The organism is Achromobacter sp. NCFB-sbj8-Ac1-l, assembly GCF_052695805.1.
In genome coordinates this window covers 1,573,753-1,591,631 of sequence record NZ_CP199812.1, presented here as the reverse complement: position 1 = coordinate 1,591,631, position 17,879 = coordinate 1,573,753, and the positions used below count along the sequence as shown (strand labels likewise).

Genomic DNA, 17,879 nt, shown 5'->3' with positions numbered 1-17,879 from the left:
GCCCATGTCTTCGCTTTACTGGCCCTATCTCATCGCCGATTACTACCGCGGCCTGGAGATCGTGACCGCCATCGTTGGCGTGATCATCCTGCTTTCGAGCCTGGATGATCTGTTCATCGATGCCTGGTACTGGGTGCGCGAGGCCTGGCGCTCGCTGACCATCAAGCGGCGCTATGCACCGTTGACGGCCTCGCAACTGCGCGCCAAAGAAGAACAGCCGCTGGCGATCATGGTGCCGGCCTGGCTGGAGTACGACGTGATCGCGTCGATGCTCGAGACCATGGTATCGACGCTGGAATACAAGAACTACATGATCTTTGCCGGCACTTACCAGAACGACGAGCGCACGATCAAGGAGGTCGAGCGGATGCGTCGACGCTACCGCCAGCTGATCCGGGTGGAAGTGCCGCACGATGGCCCCACCTGCAAGGCGGACTGCCTGAACTGGATCGTGCAGGCGATCTTCGCGCAGGATGCCAAGCAGCCGGTGCCGTTTGCCGGCGTGATCCTGCACGACAGCGAAGACGTGCTGCACCCGCTGGAGCTCAAGTACTACAACTACCTGCTGCCACGCATCGACTTCATCCAGCTGCCGGTGACCTCGCTGGAACGCCACTGGCATGAACTGGTGGCGGGCACCTACATGGACGAATTCGCCGAATGGCACACCAAGGACCTGGTGGTGCGCGAAAGCCTGTCCAAGATGGTGCCGTCGGCCGGCGTGGGCACCTGCTTTTCGCGCCGCGCCCTGGTCGAACTGGCGAACGAGACCAATAACCAGCCCTTCAATACCGACACGCTGACCGAAGACTACGACATCGGTGCGCGGCTGGCGCAACGCGGCATGCGCCAGATCTTCGGCAAGTTCGGCGTGGAATACGTGACCCGCCGCCACGCCTGGTTCGGCCTGGGCAAAGAGAAGATCTCCAGCGTGCACATGCCGCTGGGTGTGCGCGAGTACTTCCCAAACACCTTCCGCACCGCCTACCGGCAGAAAGCGCGCTGGACGCTGGGCATCGGGCTTCAGGGCTGGCAACAGGTGGGCTGGACGGGGTCATGGGCGACCAAGTACCTGCTGTTCCGCGATCGCAAGGGGCTGGTGACGTCATTCATTGCGATCCTGGCGTATCTGTTGCTGGCGAACTTCTTCGTGTTCTACCTGGCGGACCTGTTCGGCTGGTGGAAGGTGTATTACCCGTCGTATTTCAAACCGGGCGGCTGGCTGGTGACGCTGATGTGGATCAACGCGGTGGCGCTGCTGCTGCGGGTGGTGCAGCGAGCCTATTTCGTGGGGCGCATGTATGGCTGGGAACACGCACTGCTGTCGATTCCGCGGATGATCGTAGGCAATTTCATCAATGCCATGGCTGCGGCGCGTGCCTGGAAGCTGTTCATCGGCCACCTGATCACGGGCAAGCGGCTGGCGTGGGACAAGACCATGCACGACTTCCCGTCCACCGACCAACTGGCCCAGCAGCGCCAGCGCCTGGGTGAACTGCTGCTGTCGTGGCAGGCGATCGACGAAGATAAACTGGCGCGCGCGCTGGAAATCCAGGCGCGCGACAAAAGACCGCTGGGCGAGATCCTGATGGAGCAAGGCTGGCTGGACGAAGGCACCCTGAAAGAAGCCATTCACTTCCAGCAGGGCGGCCAGGCCGGCACCACGGCGGCCATTGCCGCGCCGGCGCATACCGACGAAAAACCCGCGACCCCATGAAGCCACTGACCCGATCGTTGTTGCTGTCCGCCGCGCTGGCTTGCGCCGGGAACGCCGGGCCGGCCCAGGCCCAATCCGCGCCGCGCGCCGCGGAGGCTCCGCTGGAAGGCGCCGCCTACCAGTTCGCCGACGAAGGCTACAAGAGCTACGATGCCGGCAACTACGCGCTGGCGCAGCAGCAGGCTGAATCCGCCATTGCGCTGCGTCCGGACGTCGAACGCTTGCGCCTTCTGTTGATCTATTCGCTGCAAAAGCAGGGCAAGTTGCAAGAAGCCGACAAGGCGGCAGCCGACGCGATCAAGAGCGGGCTGGACACACCGGGCCTGCGCCAGGCACGCGCCAACCTGCGGCCCCGTGCCGCCCAACCGGCGGGGGCGGCGGCCGGCGGCGCACCAGGCACCACGGCGGCCTACCGCCGCGGCTTTCCGATCGCCACGCGCGCCTATGCCGACTACAACCGCGGCGACTTTCCTGCCGCGCAGCGCGGCGCCGAGCAGGCCTTCCGCATCGACCCCAAGCAGGGGGCGTGGGCCATGCTGTGGCTGGACGCGCTGGAGGCCCAGGGCAAGTACGCCGAGGCCGAAGCCGCCGCGGACAAGGCCATCGCGCTGGGCGCCCCCAACAAGAACGACCTGACCGCGCGCCGCACCACCATGAAGCGGCGCCTGGCGATCAAGCCCGCCGAGCAAGGCTACCAGGCGCTGATCGCCAATCGCCCCGGCGACGCGGTGCCGCTGGCGCGCGAAGCGGTGGCGCTGGCCCCGGATACCGCCAGCCACCGCCTCTTGCTGATGACGGCACTGATGCTGGACAACCAATTGGCCGCCGCCGAAGACGCCGCCACCGATGCCTTGAAGCAGGACGACGAGAACACCGTCGCCCTGCTGATGCGCGGCTACCTGCGCCAGCGCCAGGGCAAGACGGATCTGGCCAATGCCGATTTCGATGCAGCGCTCAAGCAGGACTGGCTGGATGAAGACCAGCGCCGCAATGTGCGCCTGATTGCCGCAGATGCCTCGCTCGCCGGCGGCGACTCCGCCCGCGCGCTGGCGTTGGTGCAGCCCCTGGGCGCCAAGGACGAAGCCGCGACGGCCCGCATCAAGCGCGCCCGCTCGGCGCCGACAGTGCCGGCTACGCTCACGCTGGCCAACTACCCCGCCCCGGTGCAGGATTGCCGCGATACGCCCTACGGCACGTCCTGCGAGCTGCTGCCGTCCGACGCCGCGGGCAGCGGCGGCCCGGCGTCGCTGGCGTACGCGGCCTACGCGCGCGAGGACTACCAGGAAGCCATCGCCCAGGCGCGCAAGGCGGCCGCGCAAGACCCTGCCAACAAGGAATTGCAGCGCCTCTTGACCACGACACTGGCCGCGGGCAACGCGGCGCAGCTCGCCGAGGCCGACAAGCGCATGAGCGACGCGCTGGCTGCGCAGCCCGATGACCCCGCCCTGCTGATGCAACGCGGCTACCTGCACCAGCGCATGGGCCAGCCCAAGCTGGCGCTGCAGGACTTCCAGGCGGCGCGCGCCACCGGCAAGGCCCCGCCCACGGTCATTCTGGATGAGGGCTACGCGCTGTCCGGCGTGGGCGACAAGCGCGGTGCGGTCGACAAGCTGAAGCAAGCCATCGACGAGGCCGACGCCGGCCGGCTGGAGCTCACGCCGCAACAGCGCTTTGACACCCGCAGCGGCATCGCCGGGTTGTCGCGTGAATGGGGCGGCTATGTGTCCGCCGGCTATCGTGGCGCGCGGCCCGCCTCGTCGGGACTGGGCGGCGCGGCCATCACCGTGCCCGGCGACGCCATCTTCAGCACCACGGAAATCTTCTGGCGGCCGTCGGACTTCCTGAACTCGTCGACGCAGACCTTCGAGCTGTACGGGCGCTTGTCGAACACGCTGTACAACAAGGGTGGCAAGACCGCCAGCCAGACGGTGTCCGACCCTTGCACCGGCAATTCCATCAATGTGGATGAGACCCGCAACCAGGGCATTTCGGGCATTCCCACCACGGTGGGATCGCTGGGCATGCGCTTCACGCCCTCCACCGAGGTGGGGCTGACGTTCGGCCTGGAGCGCCAGTTCAACCTGGGTACCGCCACGCGCCAAGGCACGTTCAGCCCGAAGCCTGACAATCTGCGCTGCAGCCTGAACAACAGCAACCAGACGGCCCACTACAAGACGGACGCCGGCAGCGGCGGCTGGCTGGCCTATGTCACTTACGGCATGTACGAAGGCACCACACTGCGCATCGATCGCCCCGACTGGTTCACCATGGAAGGCTACGTGCAGGCGGGCTATTCCTGGCAGGATATGTCGGCCCGTCTCTGGAAGCGCAACAACACCACGGGCGCCGACACCGACAAGACCACCGGCAAACTCAAGCGCGACCAGGCCTTCGGCGCCGGCGAATTGCGCGTCGGCCGCAGCTATCGGGTCGATCCGATCAGCGAACGCCTGGTGTTCTTCCCCTATGCCGTGGTGGGCATCGACTGGCTCTGGAACAAGAACCGGCTGAGCGGCCTGGACATCGACGGCACCGATTCGTACAACCAGTTGGGCGACGGCTCATCGTGGTCGATGGGCGCCGGCCCGGGTTTCAACATCCGCTACTGGTTCCGCGAAGACCACTACAACGCGCCGCGTTCGTACCTGGACCTGACCACCCAATACCGCTTCAATATCGGCGGCGGCCAAGCCGACCGGGCCAAGGGCCTGTTCATCAACCTGACCCTGTCCTACTGAGCCGCCCCCCCTTTTTTCAGGAGTCCGCCTGGCATGACTACCGTTACCCTTCACCCGCCCCGGCCCGCGCGCCGGCTGGCTTCGGCCCTGTGCGGCGCGCTGCTGGCGCTGGCCGCAGCAGGCGCCCAGGCGCAGCAAGCCTCGTCCATCGTGATCCAGGGCAAGGACAATTGGCTGTTTCCCGGTTGGGGCAGCCTGACGCAGGTCGATACCCGCGGCATCGACGCCTCGACGCAACTGGTGCGCGAAACCCGCGATGCCCTGGCCGCCAAAGGCATCCAGCTGGAAGTGCTGATCCTGCCGGACAAGACCTTGTTCTACCAGGACAAGCTGCCGGATGGCACGACCCTGAGCGCCGAGGTCAAGAAGCGCTACCAGACCATCCAGGACAAGCTCAAGGCCGCAGGCGTGTCCACCTTCGACGACGAGGCCGTGCTGCGCCGCGTGAAGGACAGCGGCAAGGACGTGTTCTACCGCACCGACCAGCACTGGACCCAGGCGGCCGCCGACGCCACCGCCGAAGCGCTGGCCCAGCGCATCCAGCAGGACGTCAAGACGCTGGCCGGCAAGCCCGGCACCGGCATGCCGCTGGGCAGCGTGGTCAACGAGCGCCGCTACGGCGACCTGGCAGAGCTGTTTCTGACGCCCGACCAGCGCAAACAGGCCGGGCGCGAGACCTTCACGGTGCGCCGCCAGGCCGACAACCAGAGCCTGATCGATGATGCGCCGGCGCCGGTGCACGTCACCGGCCACAGCATGGTACAGCCGTACTTCGGCTTTCCGCAGAAGCTGTCCAACGTGCTGGACCGCCCCGTTTCCGTGAACTGGAAGCCCGGCAATGTCGGCCAGTGGATCATGCTGCTGGAATACCTGGAGTCGCCCGCGTTCAAGCAGAACAAGCCGCAGGTGCTGGTGTGGCAGATGTTCGAGCCCACCTTCGCCCAGGGGCCCGACGCCAAGGGGCTGTGGGACAACGCGTCCATCATGACCGCCGACAGCTGGCGCAGCCGCATGAAGGCGGCGGTGGGGCGCTAGCATCGTGGCGCAAGCGGACAAGGCGACATTGCCCCCGGCTTCCGGACACCGGCTGCACGCCATCGTCTTTGGCGTGCTGCTGGCGCTGGGCCTGGGCTGGGGCGCATGGTGCCTGGTTCAAGCCAGGCTGACCGCGGCCGACGTCGCGCCGTCGGCCTGGATGAACGGCACCGCGGGCACGGCATTGAACAAGTCATTGCGCCTGCCCGCGCAGGCCAGCCTGGACACCTGGAATTCCTCGGTGCGCTACCGCATGCTGGGAGCGCTGGGCGACCAGGTCGCCATGGGCTGCCCCCAATGGCTGTTCTATCGCGACGGCCTGCGGCCCCAGCCCGGCGTGCACGTATTCGACGAGCGCCTGCGCCTGATGCGGCATTGGGTCGAGGAACTGCGCCGCCAGCAGGTGCAGGTGCTGGTGGTGGCGGTGCCCGACAAGTCGCGCATCGAGGCCGACCATCTTTGCGGCCAGACCGTATCGCTGCCGATGCGAGGCACCCTGGATGCCTGGCAGGACGCCCTGCGCGCGCAGAACGTGCCCTTCGTCGACTTGCGCCAGGCGCTGCAAGCCGCGCAGGCGCCGCGTTTTTTCCGCACCGACGTCCACATGAACGCGACCGGGGCCCAGGCCGCCGCCCGACAGGTGGCCGAGGCCGCCCTGCCCTTGCTCAAGGGTCCCGGCACGCAGGCCTTCAACGAAGAAAAGCCGGGGCCGTTGCAACCCCGCATGGGCGACCTGATCGTGCTGGCCGGGCTGGAACACGCACGGCCGGGCTGGCGTCCCGAACTGGACCTCGCCGCGCCGCAGAAGATCGAGCCCGTGCGCGGCGGCGGCCTGCTGGACGAGACGCCACCGGTCGAAGTGCTGCTGGCGGGCAGCTCGAACGGCCGCCGCAGCAATTTCGCCGAGCGCCTCGGAATGGGGCTGGGCCGCGAGGTGTGGAACCTGAGCCTGGACGGCGGGCAATTTTCCGGGGCCTTGCAGGTTGCGCTCAAGCAGCGCGAACAATGGCCCAAGAGCTTGAAACTGGTGATCTGGGAGTTTTCGGAAATGGCGCTGTCGCTGCCCCTGACCGACGACGAGAAATCCGTACTGGCCCGACTGCCCTGACCCGAGATGCTATTCAATTCCTACCTGTTCCTGTTGGTCTTTCTGCCCGTGACGCTGGCCGTGTACTACGGCGCCGGACGGCTGAACCTGCGGCTGGCTGCCCTGTGGCTGTGCCTGACGTCGTTCGTGTTCTACGGCTGGTGGAATCCGCAGTTCGTGGTGCTGCTGGCCGGCTCCATCGCCTTCAATTACCTGGTGAGCCTGTTGATCCTGCACACGGCCAGCCGGCCGCGGCTGCAAGGACTGATCGTGGGCCTGGGCGTCGGCGCCGACCTGGCGCTGCTGTTTCACTACAAGTATTTCGCCACGCTGCTGAACTTCCTGAACGACCTGGGCATGACCAGTTCGACCATGGATTCGATCATCCTGCCGCTGGGGATCTCGTTTTTCACGTTCACCCAGATCGGCTATCTGCTCGACTGCCGCGCCGGCGTCGTCAAGGAACGCAGCCTGCTCAGCTACGTGCTGTTCGTGACCTTTTTTCCGCACCTGATCGCCGGCCCGATCCTGCATCACAAAGAGATGATGCCGCAGTTCGCGCAGCCGGAAAACTACCGCTTCAAGGCCGAGAACCTGTCGGTGGGCGGCATGCTGTTCGTGATCGGCCTGGCCAAGAAGGTACTGCTGGCCGACGGCATCGCGCCCTACGCCGATGCCGGTTTCGCCGCCCCGGGCGACCTGCAGTTCTGGGGCGCGTGGGGCGCCAGCCTGTGCTACGCGCTGCAGCTCTATTTCGACTTTTCCGGTTATTCGGACATGGCGCTGGGGCTGGCCAAGATGTTCGGCATCCGCTTCCCGCTGAACTTCAATTCGCCCTACAAGGCGGGCAGCATCATCGAATTCTGGGCGCGCTGGCACATGACGCTGACGCGCTACCTGACGGCGTACCTGTACTACCCCGTGGCCATGGCCGTGTCCAAGTGGCGCACCGACCGCAACCTGCCCGTGGGCACCGAAGGCGTGCGCACGCTGGGCGGCTTCATCGGCAGCATCGTCAGCCCCACGCTGTTCACCATGGCGCTGGCCGGCGTGTGGCACGGCGCAGGCTTCCAGTTCCTGGTGTTCGGCCTGCTGCACGCGATGTACCTGTCGGTGAACCATGCCTGGCGGATTTTCGTGGTGGGCCGAAAGCCCGCGGCGGCGCGCAACCTCAATGTGTTCAAGCGCGCCGCCTGCGTGCTGCTGACCTTCGTGGCCGTGCTGGTGGCGCAAGCGTTCTTCCGAGCCCATGGCGTGGGCGACGCGATGCTGCTGATGCAGGGCATGATCGGGCTGCGCGGCATGGAACCGCTGGACCTGGCCACCCACGCCAGTGGCCTGGCCTGGGGCGACGCCTGGCGCGTGCTGGTCGGCCATCACATGCAACTGATCTATGCTGTGGTGCTGCTGGGCATCGCCTGGTTCACGCCGAACGCCCACCAGATCCTGGGCCGTTATTCGCCCGCGCTGTTCAAGCCCCAGGAAGCGCCCTCGCCCTGGATGCGCTGGCGCCCCAACCTGGCGTGGCTGACGGTCATGCTGGTCCTGCTCTTTTTCTGCCTGGTCAACCTGCACAAGGAAACCCGGTTCCTCTATTTCCAATTCTGACCGCGGCGCGGTCGCGGAGCACGCTATGGACATCAACGAGATCGAAGCCAAGGTGGCCGACCTGATCGAAGGCATCATCCTCACCAAGGTCGACCCCGACACCCTGCTGATCGAATCCGGGCTGATCGACTCGCTGTCGGCAGTGGATGTGGCCCTGGCCGTCGAACGCCAGTTCGGCTGCAAGATCCCGCCGACCGAGATCGACGTGCACCTGGAATCGGTACACACGCTGGCGGCCTTCATTGCGGAGCATCCGCGCGCCTGACGCTCCCGGGAGGGCTGGACGATGCGTTTCGATTTCAACGCCTACGATTTCGTGGACACCGCCGCCGGCGCCGAGGCCGTGGCGGTGGTGGACGCCCAGGGCGCCTTGACGTGGGGCCAGCTGCAGGCGGCCACGCAGGCCTGGGAACAGGCGGCGCGGCAGGCTGGCGTCACGGCGGGCGTGCCGCTGGTGATCTCCGGCCACAAAGAGGCCGCGTTTCTCGTGGCCATCCTGGGTTGCCTGCGGTTGAAGGTGCCGTTCGTGCCGGTCGACGTGATCAACCCGCCCGAGCGCATCGCCCGTATCGGCGAGCTGGTACGGGCCGGCTTGCGCTATGACGCGCAGGCTGGCGGATTCGTCCCGGGCAGCGCTGCCCCGGCGCCGCTGGACGAGGCCGGACTGGCCTACATCATGTTCACCTCGGGCAGCACCGGGGACCCCAAGGGCGTGCAGATCGGGCGCGAAAGCGTGACGCTGTTCGCCGGCTGGATCCGCGACTGCCTGAACCTGGGACCCGCCCCCGCGTTCATGGACCAGATGCTGTTCAGCTTCGACTTCTCGCTGTTCAACTGGGTCGGCGCGCTGGAACTGGGCGGCACCTGCGTGCTGTGCCCGCGCGAGACCATCGCGCAGCGCGACACCTTCGTGGGCTACCTCGCCCACACCGGCATCAACGTCTGGGCGTCCACGCCGTCATTCGTGCGCCAACAGCTGTTCAATCCCGACTTCGACCGCGCCCACCTGCCGCAACTGCGCGCCTTCGTGTTCGGCGCCGAGTCGCTGACGCCGACGCTGGCCGAAGAACTCTGGCAGCGCTTTCCCGATGTGCGCATCATCAATTCCTACGGCCCCACCGAAGCCACCTGCTCGACCACCTGGGTCGAGATCGATGCGGACCTGCGCGCTCGCGCGCCCAATCCTTTTCCCATCGGCCGCGCCAAACCCTACGCCGAGGTCTTCATCGAGAACGGCGAAATCAGCATCGTCGGGGACCACGTCATGCGCGGCTATCTGAACCGCCCTGACCTGAACGCCCAGCGCATGTTCACCCGCAACGGCAAGCGCGGCTACCGCAGCGGCGACCTGGGAGAGATCGACGCTGCCGGCCTGGTGACGTTCCGGGGCCGGATCGACGACCAGATCAAGATGCACGGCTACCGCATCGAGCTGGCCGAGATCGACGCCGCCATTGCCGCCCTGCCCGCCGCGCGAGCCGGGGCGACGGTTGCGCTGCGCCGCCCCGATGGCGCTATCATCCGATTGATCGGGTTCGTCGAACCCGCCGAGGCCGGCCCCGCAGGCCTGCAACCGCTGCCCGCGGCGCTGCAGGACTGGAAGGCCACCCTGGGCCGCCGGCTGCCCCCTTACATGATTCCGTCCGAACTGGTGGCCTGCCACCGCTTCCCGACGACCAGCACCGACAAGGCGGACCGCAAGCAGCTCGAACGCTTGTACCTGGAGGCCCGCCTGAGCAAGAAACCGGAGTCCCAAGCATGACCCGTCATGTTCGTTTCCCCGTCCTCGCGTTGGCATTGACGCTGGGTCTGGCCGCCGGCGGCGGCGCGGCGCATGCTGAAGGCGCGTTTGCCCAGTTGTACGCCGCGCGCCCGCCCGCCGGATCGTCGTTCGTACGGGTCGTGAATCCGGAAGTCGGGCCGTTCCGCGTGCAGGTCGCCAACGGCCCGTCGCAGGAAATCGGCCCCACCAAGCCTGCCAGCACCTACGCCATCGTCAAGGGCAACCAGCCCTTCAACGTGCTGGTCGACGGCAAGCCGATCGCCAGCCTGCAAGTGGCGCCCGACACCTTCAGCACGCTGGTGGTGCACCGCGATGGCGTCAAGGTCACCTATGCCCTGGTGGACGACAGCAACGGCGCGCAGGACGCGCTCAAGGCCGAATTGCGCTTCTACAATCTGGCGGCCGACTGCCCCGGCGCCACGCTGGCGGTCAGCCCCACCGGGCCCACGCTGTTCCAGGACGTCAAACCCGGCGCCGCCGCAGCGCGGGCCATCAATCCTGTCAGCGCATCGCTGGCGGCCGGCTGCGGCACGGTGCTGTCGCCGTCCGTGCCCCTTCCCGCCTTGCAGCCCGGCGATCACTACAGTCTGTTCCTCACCGGCGGTCCCACCGCCCCCACCTTGAGCGGCCAGGTCAGCGCCACGGACCCCTATAGCAAGTAAGGAGGCCGCATGCGCCGCGTATTCAGGGATGATCACGAGCTGTTCCGCGACCAGGTCCGGCGCTTTGTCGCCGAAGAGATCGCGCCCCACTACGCCGATTGGGAAAAGGCCGGCATCGTGCCGCGCGCGCTGTGGCGTCGCGCGGGCGAAGAAGGCCTGCTCAATTGCGCCCTGCCCGAGCCCTACGGCCTGGGCGGCGACTTCGGCCATGCCGCCGTCGTCATCGAAGAACTGGCGCGCGCCAACTACCTGGGCATCGGCTTTTCGATCCACTCCGACATGGTGTCGCCGTATCTGCAAGCCTTTGGCACCACCGCCCAGAAAGAACGTTGGCTGCCCGCCATGACCCGCGGCGAAGTGATCGGCGCCATCGCGCTGACCGAACCCGGCGCAGGTAGCGACCTCAAGGCCGTGCGCACGCGCGCGCGCCGCGATGGCGACCATTACGTCCTGAACGGCCAGAAGACCTTCATCACCAACGGTGTCAATGCCGGGCTGGCCATCGTGCTGGCCAGCACCGATCCCGACCTGGGTGCGCGTGGCCTGTCGCTGTTCTGCGTCCAGGAGAACCTGCCCGGCTTCACCAAGGGTCCGGCGCTCAGCAAGATCGGCCAGCACAGCCAGGATACCTGCGAGCTGTACTTCGACGACGTGCGCCTGCCGGCCGACTGCCTGCTGGGCCAGGAAAACGCCGGCTTCGAATACATGACGCAGGAACTCGCACGCGAACGCCTGGCGATCGCGCTGCGCGCGGCCGCCTCGCTGGAGGGCATGTTGGACGAAACCGCCGAGTACACCCGCAACCGCAAGGTCTTCGGCCGGCGTGTCTTCGACTACCAGAACTCGCGTTTCAAGCTGGCCAGCGCCCGAGCCCAGAGCACGATGCTGCGGGTGTTCCTGGACGACTGCCTGGCCCGCCACATGGCCGGCGAACTGGACGCCACCACCGCCGCCATCGCCAAGCTCAACGCCACCGAAATACAGGGCGCCGTGCTGGACGATCTGCTGCAGCTGTATGGCGGCTACGGTTATATGGCCGAATACGGCATCGGCCGCGCCTGGGCGGATGCTCGCGCGCTGCGCATCTTTGGCGGCACCAGCGAGATCATGCGGGAAATCATCGGCCGCAGCTTTCTCTGAGCGCTGGCGGCCGGCGGCGTCAGACGCGCGCCGCCATCCAGGCGCGCATCAGCGCACGGGCTTCGGGCGTATCGCCGATGACCCAGGGGTCGACGGTGAAGGCGACGACCCGCTTGGCGCCGTAGCCGCGCGCCACCTGCCACTGCTGCTTGACCCGGTCGAAGTCGGCCGAGCGCGCCTTGAAGGTCGTGCCGTCGGTGCTGCCGGACGGCAATTCCTCGAACAACTCCATGACCAGGTCGAACGAGGCCCGGCGCTTGAGCAGCATGTCGTGCAGGGGTTCGAGCGACTGGTAGTTCGCCAGCCCCGCCACGCCCACGCCGTCCTGGATCATGGGATGGATGGCCACGTGGTCCAGCACCCGCGACCACAGCTGGGTCAACGAACCCTCGCCGCCCAGGCGGCTGAAGTAGGTAGAGAGGGTCGGCACGCGGTAACTGGTGGCCTGCGCGGCACGGGAGAAGGCGTCCAGCCACGGCACCAGCAGCGCCTGGCGCTCGGGGCGCGACCAGTTGTACTGCTCCAGTTCATAGGGCAGATACCAGCCGCGGAAGTTACGACGCTTGGACCAGGCCGCGCCATGCATGTAGGCCACCCCGCGGTCGCGGGTATGGTCCAGGTAGGCGGCCAGCGCCGTGTCGTCCGGCGAGGCCAGCATGTTCCACCAGCGCTGGTCGTAAGGCAGGCCCACATGCACGCCCAGTCCGCTGCGCTCGGCTTCGTCGAAGATCACGTCCAGCATGGCCTTGGGCGCCATCCAGTCGTCCGGGCGACCGCCTTCCAGGCCGGTCCATTGCAGGAAGATCTCGCGGCAGCCCAGCCGGCGATAGGCGGCGATGCGACGGCGCCAGTCGTCGGCGGTCAGGTCCAGGTGGCTGAGCCACAGCTGCAGGAAGGTCGCGTTCAGCGAGATGGGCGGCGCACAGGCCGCCAGCGGTGCAAGCGCGCCAAGCGCCAGCGCCTGCAACAGGCGCCGACGCAACAGGGACCGGGGCAGCGGGCGCGTCAGGAGCGTGTCTCCTGCCGCATCAGACGCGGTTACCGAACAGGCCGGACAGCGAGCCCAGCAGATCGGCGGGGTTGAACCCCTGGCCCGGCTGGACCGCGCCATCCGGCGTGGCCTTGTCGACCAGCTGCGGCAGCAATGCGGACAGCGAACCCAGCACCGAACCCGCGTCCTGGCCGGTCTTGGCGGCCAGTTCATCGACCACGCCCGGGTCCAGCACGCGCCCCAGCTGGTCGGCGCTGACGGGCAGGTTCTGACCCTTGCCGATCCAGGAGGCGACGATCTCGCCCAGGCCGCCCTGCTGGAAGCTGGCGATCAGGCCGGACAGGCCGCCGGGGTACTTGTTCAGTTGTTCGATCAGGGCGGGCAGCAGCGAGGCCGAGCCCCCTTGCTCACCGCCGCCAGCCATCGAGGCCAAGGTATCCAATAGACTCATCGCCGTGCTCCAAAAAGTCGGAAATCCAGTATAGGCCCAGGCCGGCGCAAATCCGGCCGCCGCCTCGGTCCGGACACCGATCTTTGCAAAACTTGTCTTTGCCGCCCCGCTCAGCCCCCATTTCGCAGGGCGTTCAACGCCTTCCGGCCAGCCCGGCCGTCCGCCGGCAGGCCCAGTTGCCGCTGGGCCGCCTGCAGCGCTTCGCGGGTGCGGGTGCCGATCATTCCATCGGGTTCGCCCAGTTCATAGCCGCGCGCGATCAGCAGGCGTTGCAGTTCGCGGCGCTCGGCCCGCGACAAGCCCGGATCGTCCGTCGGCCAAGCCTGGACCAGCGGCCCGCCTCCGCGCAAACGGTCGGACAGGTGCGCGATGGCCAGCGCGTAGCTCTCGGCCGCGTTGTATGAATACAGCGCGTCGAAATTGCGCGTCACCAGGAATGCCGGCCCCTTGGGGCCGGCCGGCAGCAGCAGGCCCACCGGTATGTCGCCCGGCGGCAGTGGGCGACCGTCGGCGCGGGTCACGCCCTGCTTGGTCCAGGACGACAGCGGACGCTTGTTCTTGCGCCCGGCCCCGGCCGTGTTCAGGCCCGCGGGCAGCTTGACCTCGTAGCCCCAGTCCAGGCTGCTGTTCCAGCCGGCGCGCTTGAGGAAGTTGGCGGTGGACGCCAGGGCGTCGGGCACGCTGTCGATCAGGTCGCGACGGCCATCGCCGTCGAAATCCACCGCCAGCCGCAGGTAGGTCGACGGCATGAATTGGGTCTGGCCGAACGCCCCCGCCCAGGAACCGGTGAATTTTTCGGGCGCAATGTGCTCGTCTTGCAGGATCTTGAGCGCGGCGTAGAACTCGCCGCGAAAGTAGGCCTGGCGCCGTCCGAAGCACGACAGGGTGGACAGGGACGTGAGCAGCGGCCGCCCGCCGAGCGTGCGGCCGTAGTTGCTTTCGACGCCCCACACCGCGGCGATGGTGGCCGGGTCCACGCCGAAGCGGGCCGAGGCTCGGTCCAGTTCGGCGCGCCAGCGTTCGATGCCGGCCCGGCCATCGGCCACGCGCTCATCATCGACCAGCGCCGCCATGTAGTCCCAGATAGGCGTCTTGAATTCGGGCTGCGCATCCAACAGGCCGATCACCGCCATGTCGGGCACCAGGCCGGCGGTCTGCGCATCGAAGGTGGCGCCGGACACGCCCGCCTTGGCGGCCGGGGCGCGCAACTGCGCCAGGCACGAAGCAAAGGCATCGGCGGCGTGGGCGCCTGCGCTCGGCAACGCCAGCGCGGCGACTGTCAGGGCGGCGGCAAGAGAGGGTTTCATCAACGAGGGGGGGCTCCAGGGGATTCGGCCGCGTCGCCTTCCAGGCGGCGCTTCCAGTCTTCGATTTCGCCCACGCGGGCGCGCTTCTCGAACAGGGCGCGCCAGTTGGGAGACAGTTCGGGCAGCGCGGCCAGTTCGGCCAGCACGGCCGCATCCAGCACGCGGCGGTTCAGGATGTCCTGCACCCGCGCCAGGGTCCATTGGGGATGGGGGCGGTCCTGCAGCGACAAGGTGTCGCCAGGCGCGAGCCAGCCTTCGCGCAGCACGCGGTAGTACCACCCCGTCTTGCCGCTGGCCTGTACCTGCGCCGACATGCCGGGCCAGGCAAACCGATGGTTCAGTTTCCAGCACGGTTGGCGAGCCTGCGATACCTGGATCAGCGCCTCACCCGCGGCAAGCACGTCGCCCACGCAGACATCGCTTTCCGTCATGCCCGTGGTGGACAGGTTTTCGCCGAAGGCACCCGGCGCGTCCAGCACAGCGCGCGGGCCGATCGCTTCGCGCCAGGCCGGATAATGTTCGCGCGCATAGTGGTGCAGCGCCTTTTCAGGGCCGCCGTGAAAGCGGCGGTCGGCCTGCGCGTCTCCCAGCAAGCCTTCGGGGCCCAGCCACAGGCGCGTGGCCACCGGATGCTTGTCGATGCCGCTATCGCGGCCGGAATCGCCCAGCGGGCGCACCGCGCCGGTGAGCAAGGCGTCAATGACGATGCGCATGTCGATCACCCTGCCTGCAACGCGGCCAGCTCGGCCTCGTCAAAGCCGGCGGCGCGGCGCGCCGCCAGGTTGAAGGGACCACGTTGGCGCGGCGCGTCGTAGCGGGCGGCCAGCTCGGCATGGCAGGCCACCGGCGTCTTGCCCTGTTCGGCGCACAGCCGCTTGTACCAGTCGTTGCCGATGGCCACGTGGCCGATCTCGTCGCGCAGGATGATGTCGACGATGGCCGCGCTTTGCGCGTCTCCGGCGCCGGCCAGCTTGTTGCGGATCAGCGGCGAGGCATCGAGCCCGCGCGCTTCCAGCGTGCGGGGCACCAGCGCCAGGCGGGCCAGCAGATCGTCACGCGTACGTTCGGCCATGTCCCACAGGCCGTTGTGGGCGGGGAAATCGCCATAGGCGTAGCCCAGGCCGGCCAGGCGCTGGTTCAGCAGGTCGAAGTGATGGGCCTCTTCGCTGGCCACCCGCAGCCAGTCGCGGTAGAACGCGTCGGGCATGCCGGCGAAACGCCACAGGATGTCCAGCGCCAGGTTCACCGCGTTGAATTCGATGTGCGCCAGCGCGTGCAGCAGCGCGGCGCGGCCTTCCAAGGTCGCCATGGAACGCTGCGGCACCTGCGCGGGCGGCACCAGTTCGGGGACCGCGGGCCGGCCGGGCAGGACGGCGGGCGCGACATACTGCCGTGTCCGGTCCAGCGGCGCGTCGGCATGGATGGCGCGCACCCGCGCCAGCTTGTCCGCCCAGTCGGTGGCGGCCAGCGCCTGCAACGCCTGGGCGCGCAGGCAAACCGTGCCTGGCGCGTACGGACCCGTCCCGTCCGTGGGAAGGATCGAATGGCTGTCCATGAGGATTCCCGGTACAGAGGCGGCCCGCGGCCGCCCGAAAAACAATGACAATGCGCCAAGCGCTGACGAAGACTTTATCATTCGCCCATGGATTCGCCGCTACGCCTGACCATCGAGACCGACCTGTCCCGCATCGACGCACAGCAATGGGACGCCCTGGCCGGCGACCAGCCGTTCCTGCGCCATGCCTTCCTGTGCGCCTTGCACGACACCGGCTGCGCCGCGCCGGATACCGGCTGGGCACCGCATTACCTGGCACTGTGGCGGGACGGCCAGCTGGCCGGCGCCGTGCCGCTCTACCTGAAATCCCATTCGCGTGGCGAGTACGTGTTCGACTACGCCTGGGCCGACGCCTTCCAGCGCCACGGCCTGCGCTACTACCCCAAGCTGCTGTCGGCCATTCCGTTCACGCCCGTCACCGGCCCGCGCCTCCTGGCCGCCAATGACGAAGACCGCGACACGCTCGTGCGCGGTCTGGTCGCGTTCGCCCAAGACGTGCAGGTGTCCTCGCTGCACCTGCTGTTTCCTGCCGCCACCGACCTGCGTGCCCTGCGCGAGGCCGGCTTCATGGTTCGCGAAAGCGTGCAGTTCCACTGGACCAACGCAGACTACGCCGACTTCGATGCGTTCCTGGCCACGATGAGCCACGACAAGCGCAAGAAGATCCGCCAGGACCGCAAGAAAGTCGCCCAGGCCGGGCTGGATTTCCAGTGGCGGCGCGGCGCGCAGATCCGCGCCGAAGACCTGGATTTCTTCTACCAGTGCTATTGCCACACCTACTTCAACCACGGCAATCCGCCCTACCTGAACCGTGAGTTCTTCCAGCGCGCCTATCGCGAACAGCCAGATGCTTTCGTGCTGGTGCTGGCCGAACGCGACGGCCAGCCGGTGGCCGCGGCCCTGAACCTGGTCGGCGGCGACGTGCTCTATGGGCGCTACTGGGGCGCGACGGAGTACGTGCCGGGGCTGCATTTCGAGACCTGCTACCTGCAGGCCATTGCCTACTGCATCGCTCATGGCCTGAGCCGCTTCGAAGGCGGCGCCCAAGGCGAACACAAGATGGCGCGCGGGCTGCTGCCCACGCCGACGTGGTCGGCGCACTGGGTCGCCGATCCGCGCTTCGCGGCCGCGATCCAGCACTTCCTGGACGAGGAAACCGCCGCGGTGGACGACTATCTGGGGGAATTGGAAGCGCACACGCCATTCAAGCGGCCGGCTGCCGACGGAACCTGAACAGGCGGGACGTTGGCGGCGCGCCCTCTGGCGGCGCCCCCGTCGCGCTGAGCAACAGCGGCGCGGCCGTGCGCCCGCGCAATCAGAGAAAGCGGTCCAGCAGCTTGCGGCTGTGCTTGTCCAGCGACGGCACGTCGCGCACCAGATAGAAGATGCCGTGGCTGTCGGCGATCAGCAGCGTGTGCTGGCTCAACCGGCGGATGTCTTCTTCGCCGCGCAGCGTGAACGTGGTGGGCCCGCGGTCGGTCTCCACCTTCCAGGTGCTGGGCGTGGCGTAGGTGGACACGCTCACCAGCTTGCGGATTTCGGGCATGAACTCGCGGCCCGCAAGCTCTTCCTCGATCAGCGCGCGTTCGGCGGGCGGCACGTCGGCCAGGTGTTCGATCCAGACCAGCTCGTGGCCGTCGCTGGTCACCAGCGACAGGCCGCGGTCGGCCTCGCTGATGGGAAAGGCCCGCACCGGGATCACACCCTCGTGGGTAGCGCCGTCGGCGCCCTGGTACACCAAACGCCCGAACGCATTGCGTTGCAGCTGAAAAACGGGAAGCGTCATGACGATTATCTCGATTCCG

16 protein-coding genes are annotated in these 17,879 nt (G+C 67.6%); 10 read left to right on the top strand and 6 right to left on the bottom strand.

Translation table 11 applies throughout. From position 1 onward, the window contains the following. Positions 1 to 4: 4 nt before the first annotated feature. From ACUDP5_RS07285 to ACUDP5_RS07245, 9 genes are read left to right on the top strand one after another with little or no spacing between them, the layout of a single operon-like run. Complete coding sequence (locus tag ACUDP5_RS07285) at positions 5 to 1,717, top strand: glycosyl transferase family protein (RefSeq protein WP_263910668.1); 1,713 nt, start codon at positions 5 to 7, stop codon at positions 1,715 to 1,717. Next, positions 1,714 to 4,455 (top strand): NfrA family protein, encoded by a 2,742-nt coding sequence (locus tag ACUDP5_RS07280; RefSeq protein ID WP_263910667.1) that lies wholly within the window; start codon positions 1,714 to 1,716, stop codon positions 4,453 to 4,455. Before ACUDP5_RS07285 ends, ACUDP5_RS07280 begins: the two co-directional genes overlap by 4 nt. Positions 4,456 to 4,488: 33 nt before the next feature. Then, a complete protein-coding gene (locus ACUDP5_RS07275) occupies positions 4,489 to 5,490 on the top strand; it encodes an alginate O-acetyltransferase AlgX-related protein (RefSeq protein ID WP_263910665.1) in 1,002 nt (333 codons plus the stop codon). A gap of 28 nt (positions 5,491 to 5,518) precedes the next feature. Beyond that, on the top strand, positions 5,519 to 6,598 hold the full coding sequence (locus ACUDP5_RS07270; RefSeq protein WP_445658461.1) for an alginate O-acetyltransferase AlgX-related protein: 1,080 nt from the start codon (positions 5,519 to 5,521) through the stop codon (positions 6,596 to 6,598). A gap of 6 nt (positions 6,599 to 6,604) precedes the next feature. Further along, entirely contained in the window at positions 6,605 to 8,185 is a 1,581-nt protein-coding gene (locus tag ACUDP5_RS07265) for an MBOAT family O-acyltransferase (RefSeq protein ID WP_263910662.1), read from the top strand. A 25-nt stretch (positions 8,186 to 8,210) separates the two neighbouring features. Next, entirely contained in the window at positions 8,211 to 8,450 is a 240-nt protein-coding gene (locus tag ACUDP5_RS07260) for an acyl carrier protein (RefSeq protein WP_263910660.1), read from the top strand. 21 nt (positions 8,451 to 8,471) lie between these two features. Further along, entirely contained in the window at positions 8,472 to 9,947 is a 1,476-nt protein-coding gene (locus tag ACUDP5_RS07255; RefSeq protein ID WP_445658460.1) for an AMP-binding protein, read from the top strand. Continuing rightward, positions 9,944 to 10,630: an alginate O-acetyltransferase AlgF gene (locus ACUDP5_RS07250; RefSeq protein ID WP_445658459.1), complete on the top strand. Its 687-nt coding sequence runs from the start codon at positions 9,944 to 9,946 to the stop codon at positions 10,628 to 10,630. Before ACUDP5_RS07255 ends, ACUDP5_RS07250 begins: the two co-directional genes overlap by 4 nt. A 9-nt stretch (positions 10,631 to 10,639) precedes the next feature. Further along, positions 10,640 to 11,770 carry an acyl-CoA dehydrogenase family protein gene (locus tag ACUDP5_RS07245; RefSeq protein WP_445658458.1) on the top strand — a complete coding sequence of 377 codons (1,131 nt, stop codon included), beginning with the start codon at positions 10,640 to 10,642 and terminating at the stop codon, positions 11,768 to 11,770. A gap of 19 nt (positions 11,771 to 11,789) precedes the next feature. Here the strand turns inward: ACUDP5_RS07245 and ACUDP5_RS07240 are convergent, their stop codons facing one another. The 5 genes from ACUDP5_RS07240 to ACUDP5_RS07220 form a co-directional block, all read right to left on the bottom strand. Then, positions 11,790 to 12,752, bottom strand: a complete 963-nt coding sequence (locus tag ACUDP5_RS07240) for a DUF4434 domain-containing protein (protein WP_263910654.1) — start codon at positions 12,750 to 12,752, stop codon at positions 11,790 to 11,792. 46 nt (positions 12,753 to 12,798) lie between these two features. Then, positions 12,799 to 13,212: a YidB family protein gene (locus tag ACUDP5_RS07235; protein WP_445658457.1), complete on the bottom strand. Its 414-nt coding sequence runs from the start codon at positions 13,210 to 13,212 to the stop codon at positions 12,799 to 12,801. Between the two features lie 110 nt (positions 13,213 to 13,322). After that, positions 13,323 to 14,519 carry a lytic murein transglycosylase gene (locus ACUDP5_RS07230; protein WP_263910652.1) on the bottom strand — a complete coding sequence of 399 codons (1,197 nt, stop codon included), beginning with the start codon at positions 14,517 to 14,519 and terminating at the stop codon, positions 13,323 to 13,325. Beyond that, positions 14,519 to 15,232 carry an MOSC domain-containing protein gene (locus ACUDP5_RS07225; protein ID WP_263910651.1) on the bottom strand — a complete coding sequence of 238 codons (714 nt, stop codon included), beginning with the start codon at positions 15,230 to 15,232 and terminating at the stop codon, positions 14,519 to 14,521. Before ACUDP5_RS07225 ends, ACUDP5_RS07230 begins: the two co-directional genes overlap by 1 nt. A gap of 5 nt (positions 15,233 to 15,237) precedes the next feature. Continuing rightward, positions 15,238 to 16,074, bottom strand: a complete 837-nt coding sequence (locus tag ACUDP5_RS07220; RefSeq protein ID WP_445658456.1) for a ferritin-like domain-containing protein — start codon at positions 16,072 to 16,074, stop codon at positions 15,238 to 15,240. An 87-nt stretch (positions 16,075 to 16,161) separates the two neighbouring features. Here ACUDP5_RS07220 and ACUDP5_RS07215 point away from each other — a divergent pair, with 87 nt between their 5' ends. Then, the gene (locus tag ACUDP5_RS07215; protein ID WP_445658455.1) at positions 16,162 to 17,307 is read left to right on the top strand and encodes a GNAT family N-acetyltransferase; all 1,146 of its coding nucleotides are present in this window, start codon (positions 16,162 to 16,164) and stop codon (positions 17,305 to 17,307) included. Between the two features lie 82 nt (positions 17,308 to 17,389). On the opposite strand, the gene ACUDP5_RS07210 is transcribed toward ACUDP5_RS07215, so the two are convergent. Next, positions 17,390 to 17,860: a cyanophycin metabolism-associated DUF1854 family protein gene (locus ACUDP5_RS07210; RefSeq protein ID WP_263910646.1), complete on the bottom strand. Its 471-nt coding sequence runs from the start codon at positions 17,858 to 17,860 to the stop codon at positions 17,390 to 17,392. Positions 17,861 to 17,879: the final 19 nt, after the last annotated feature.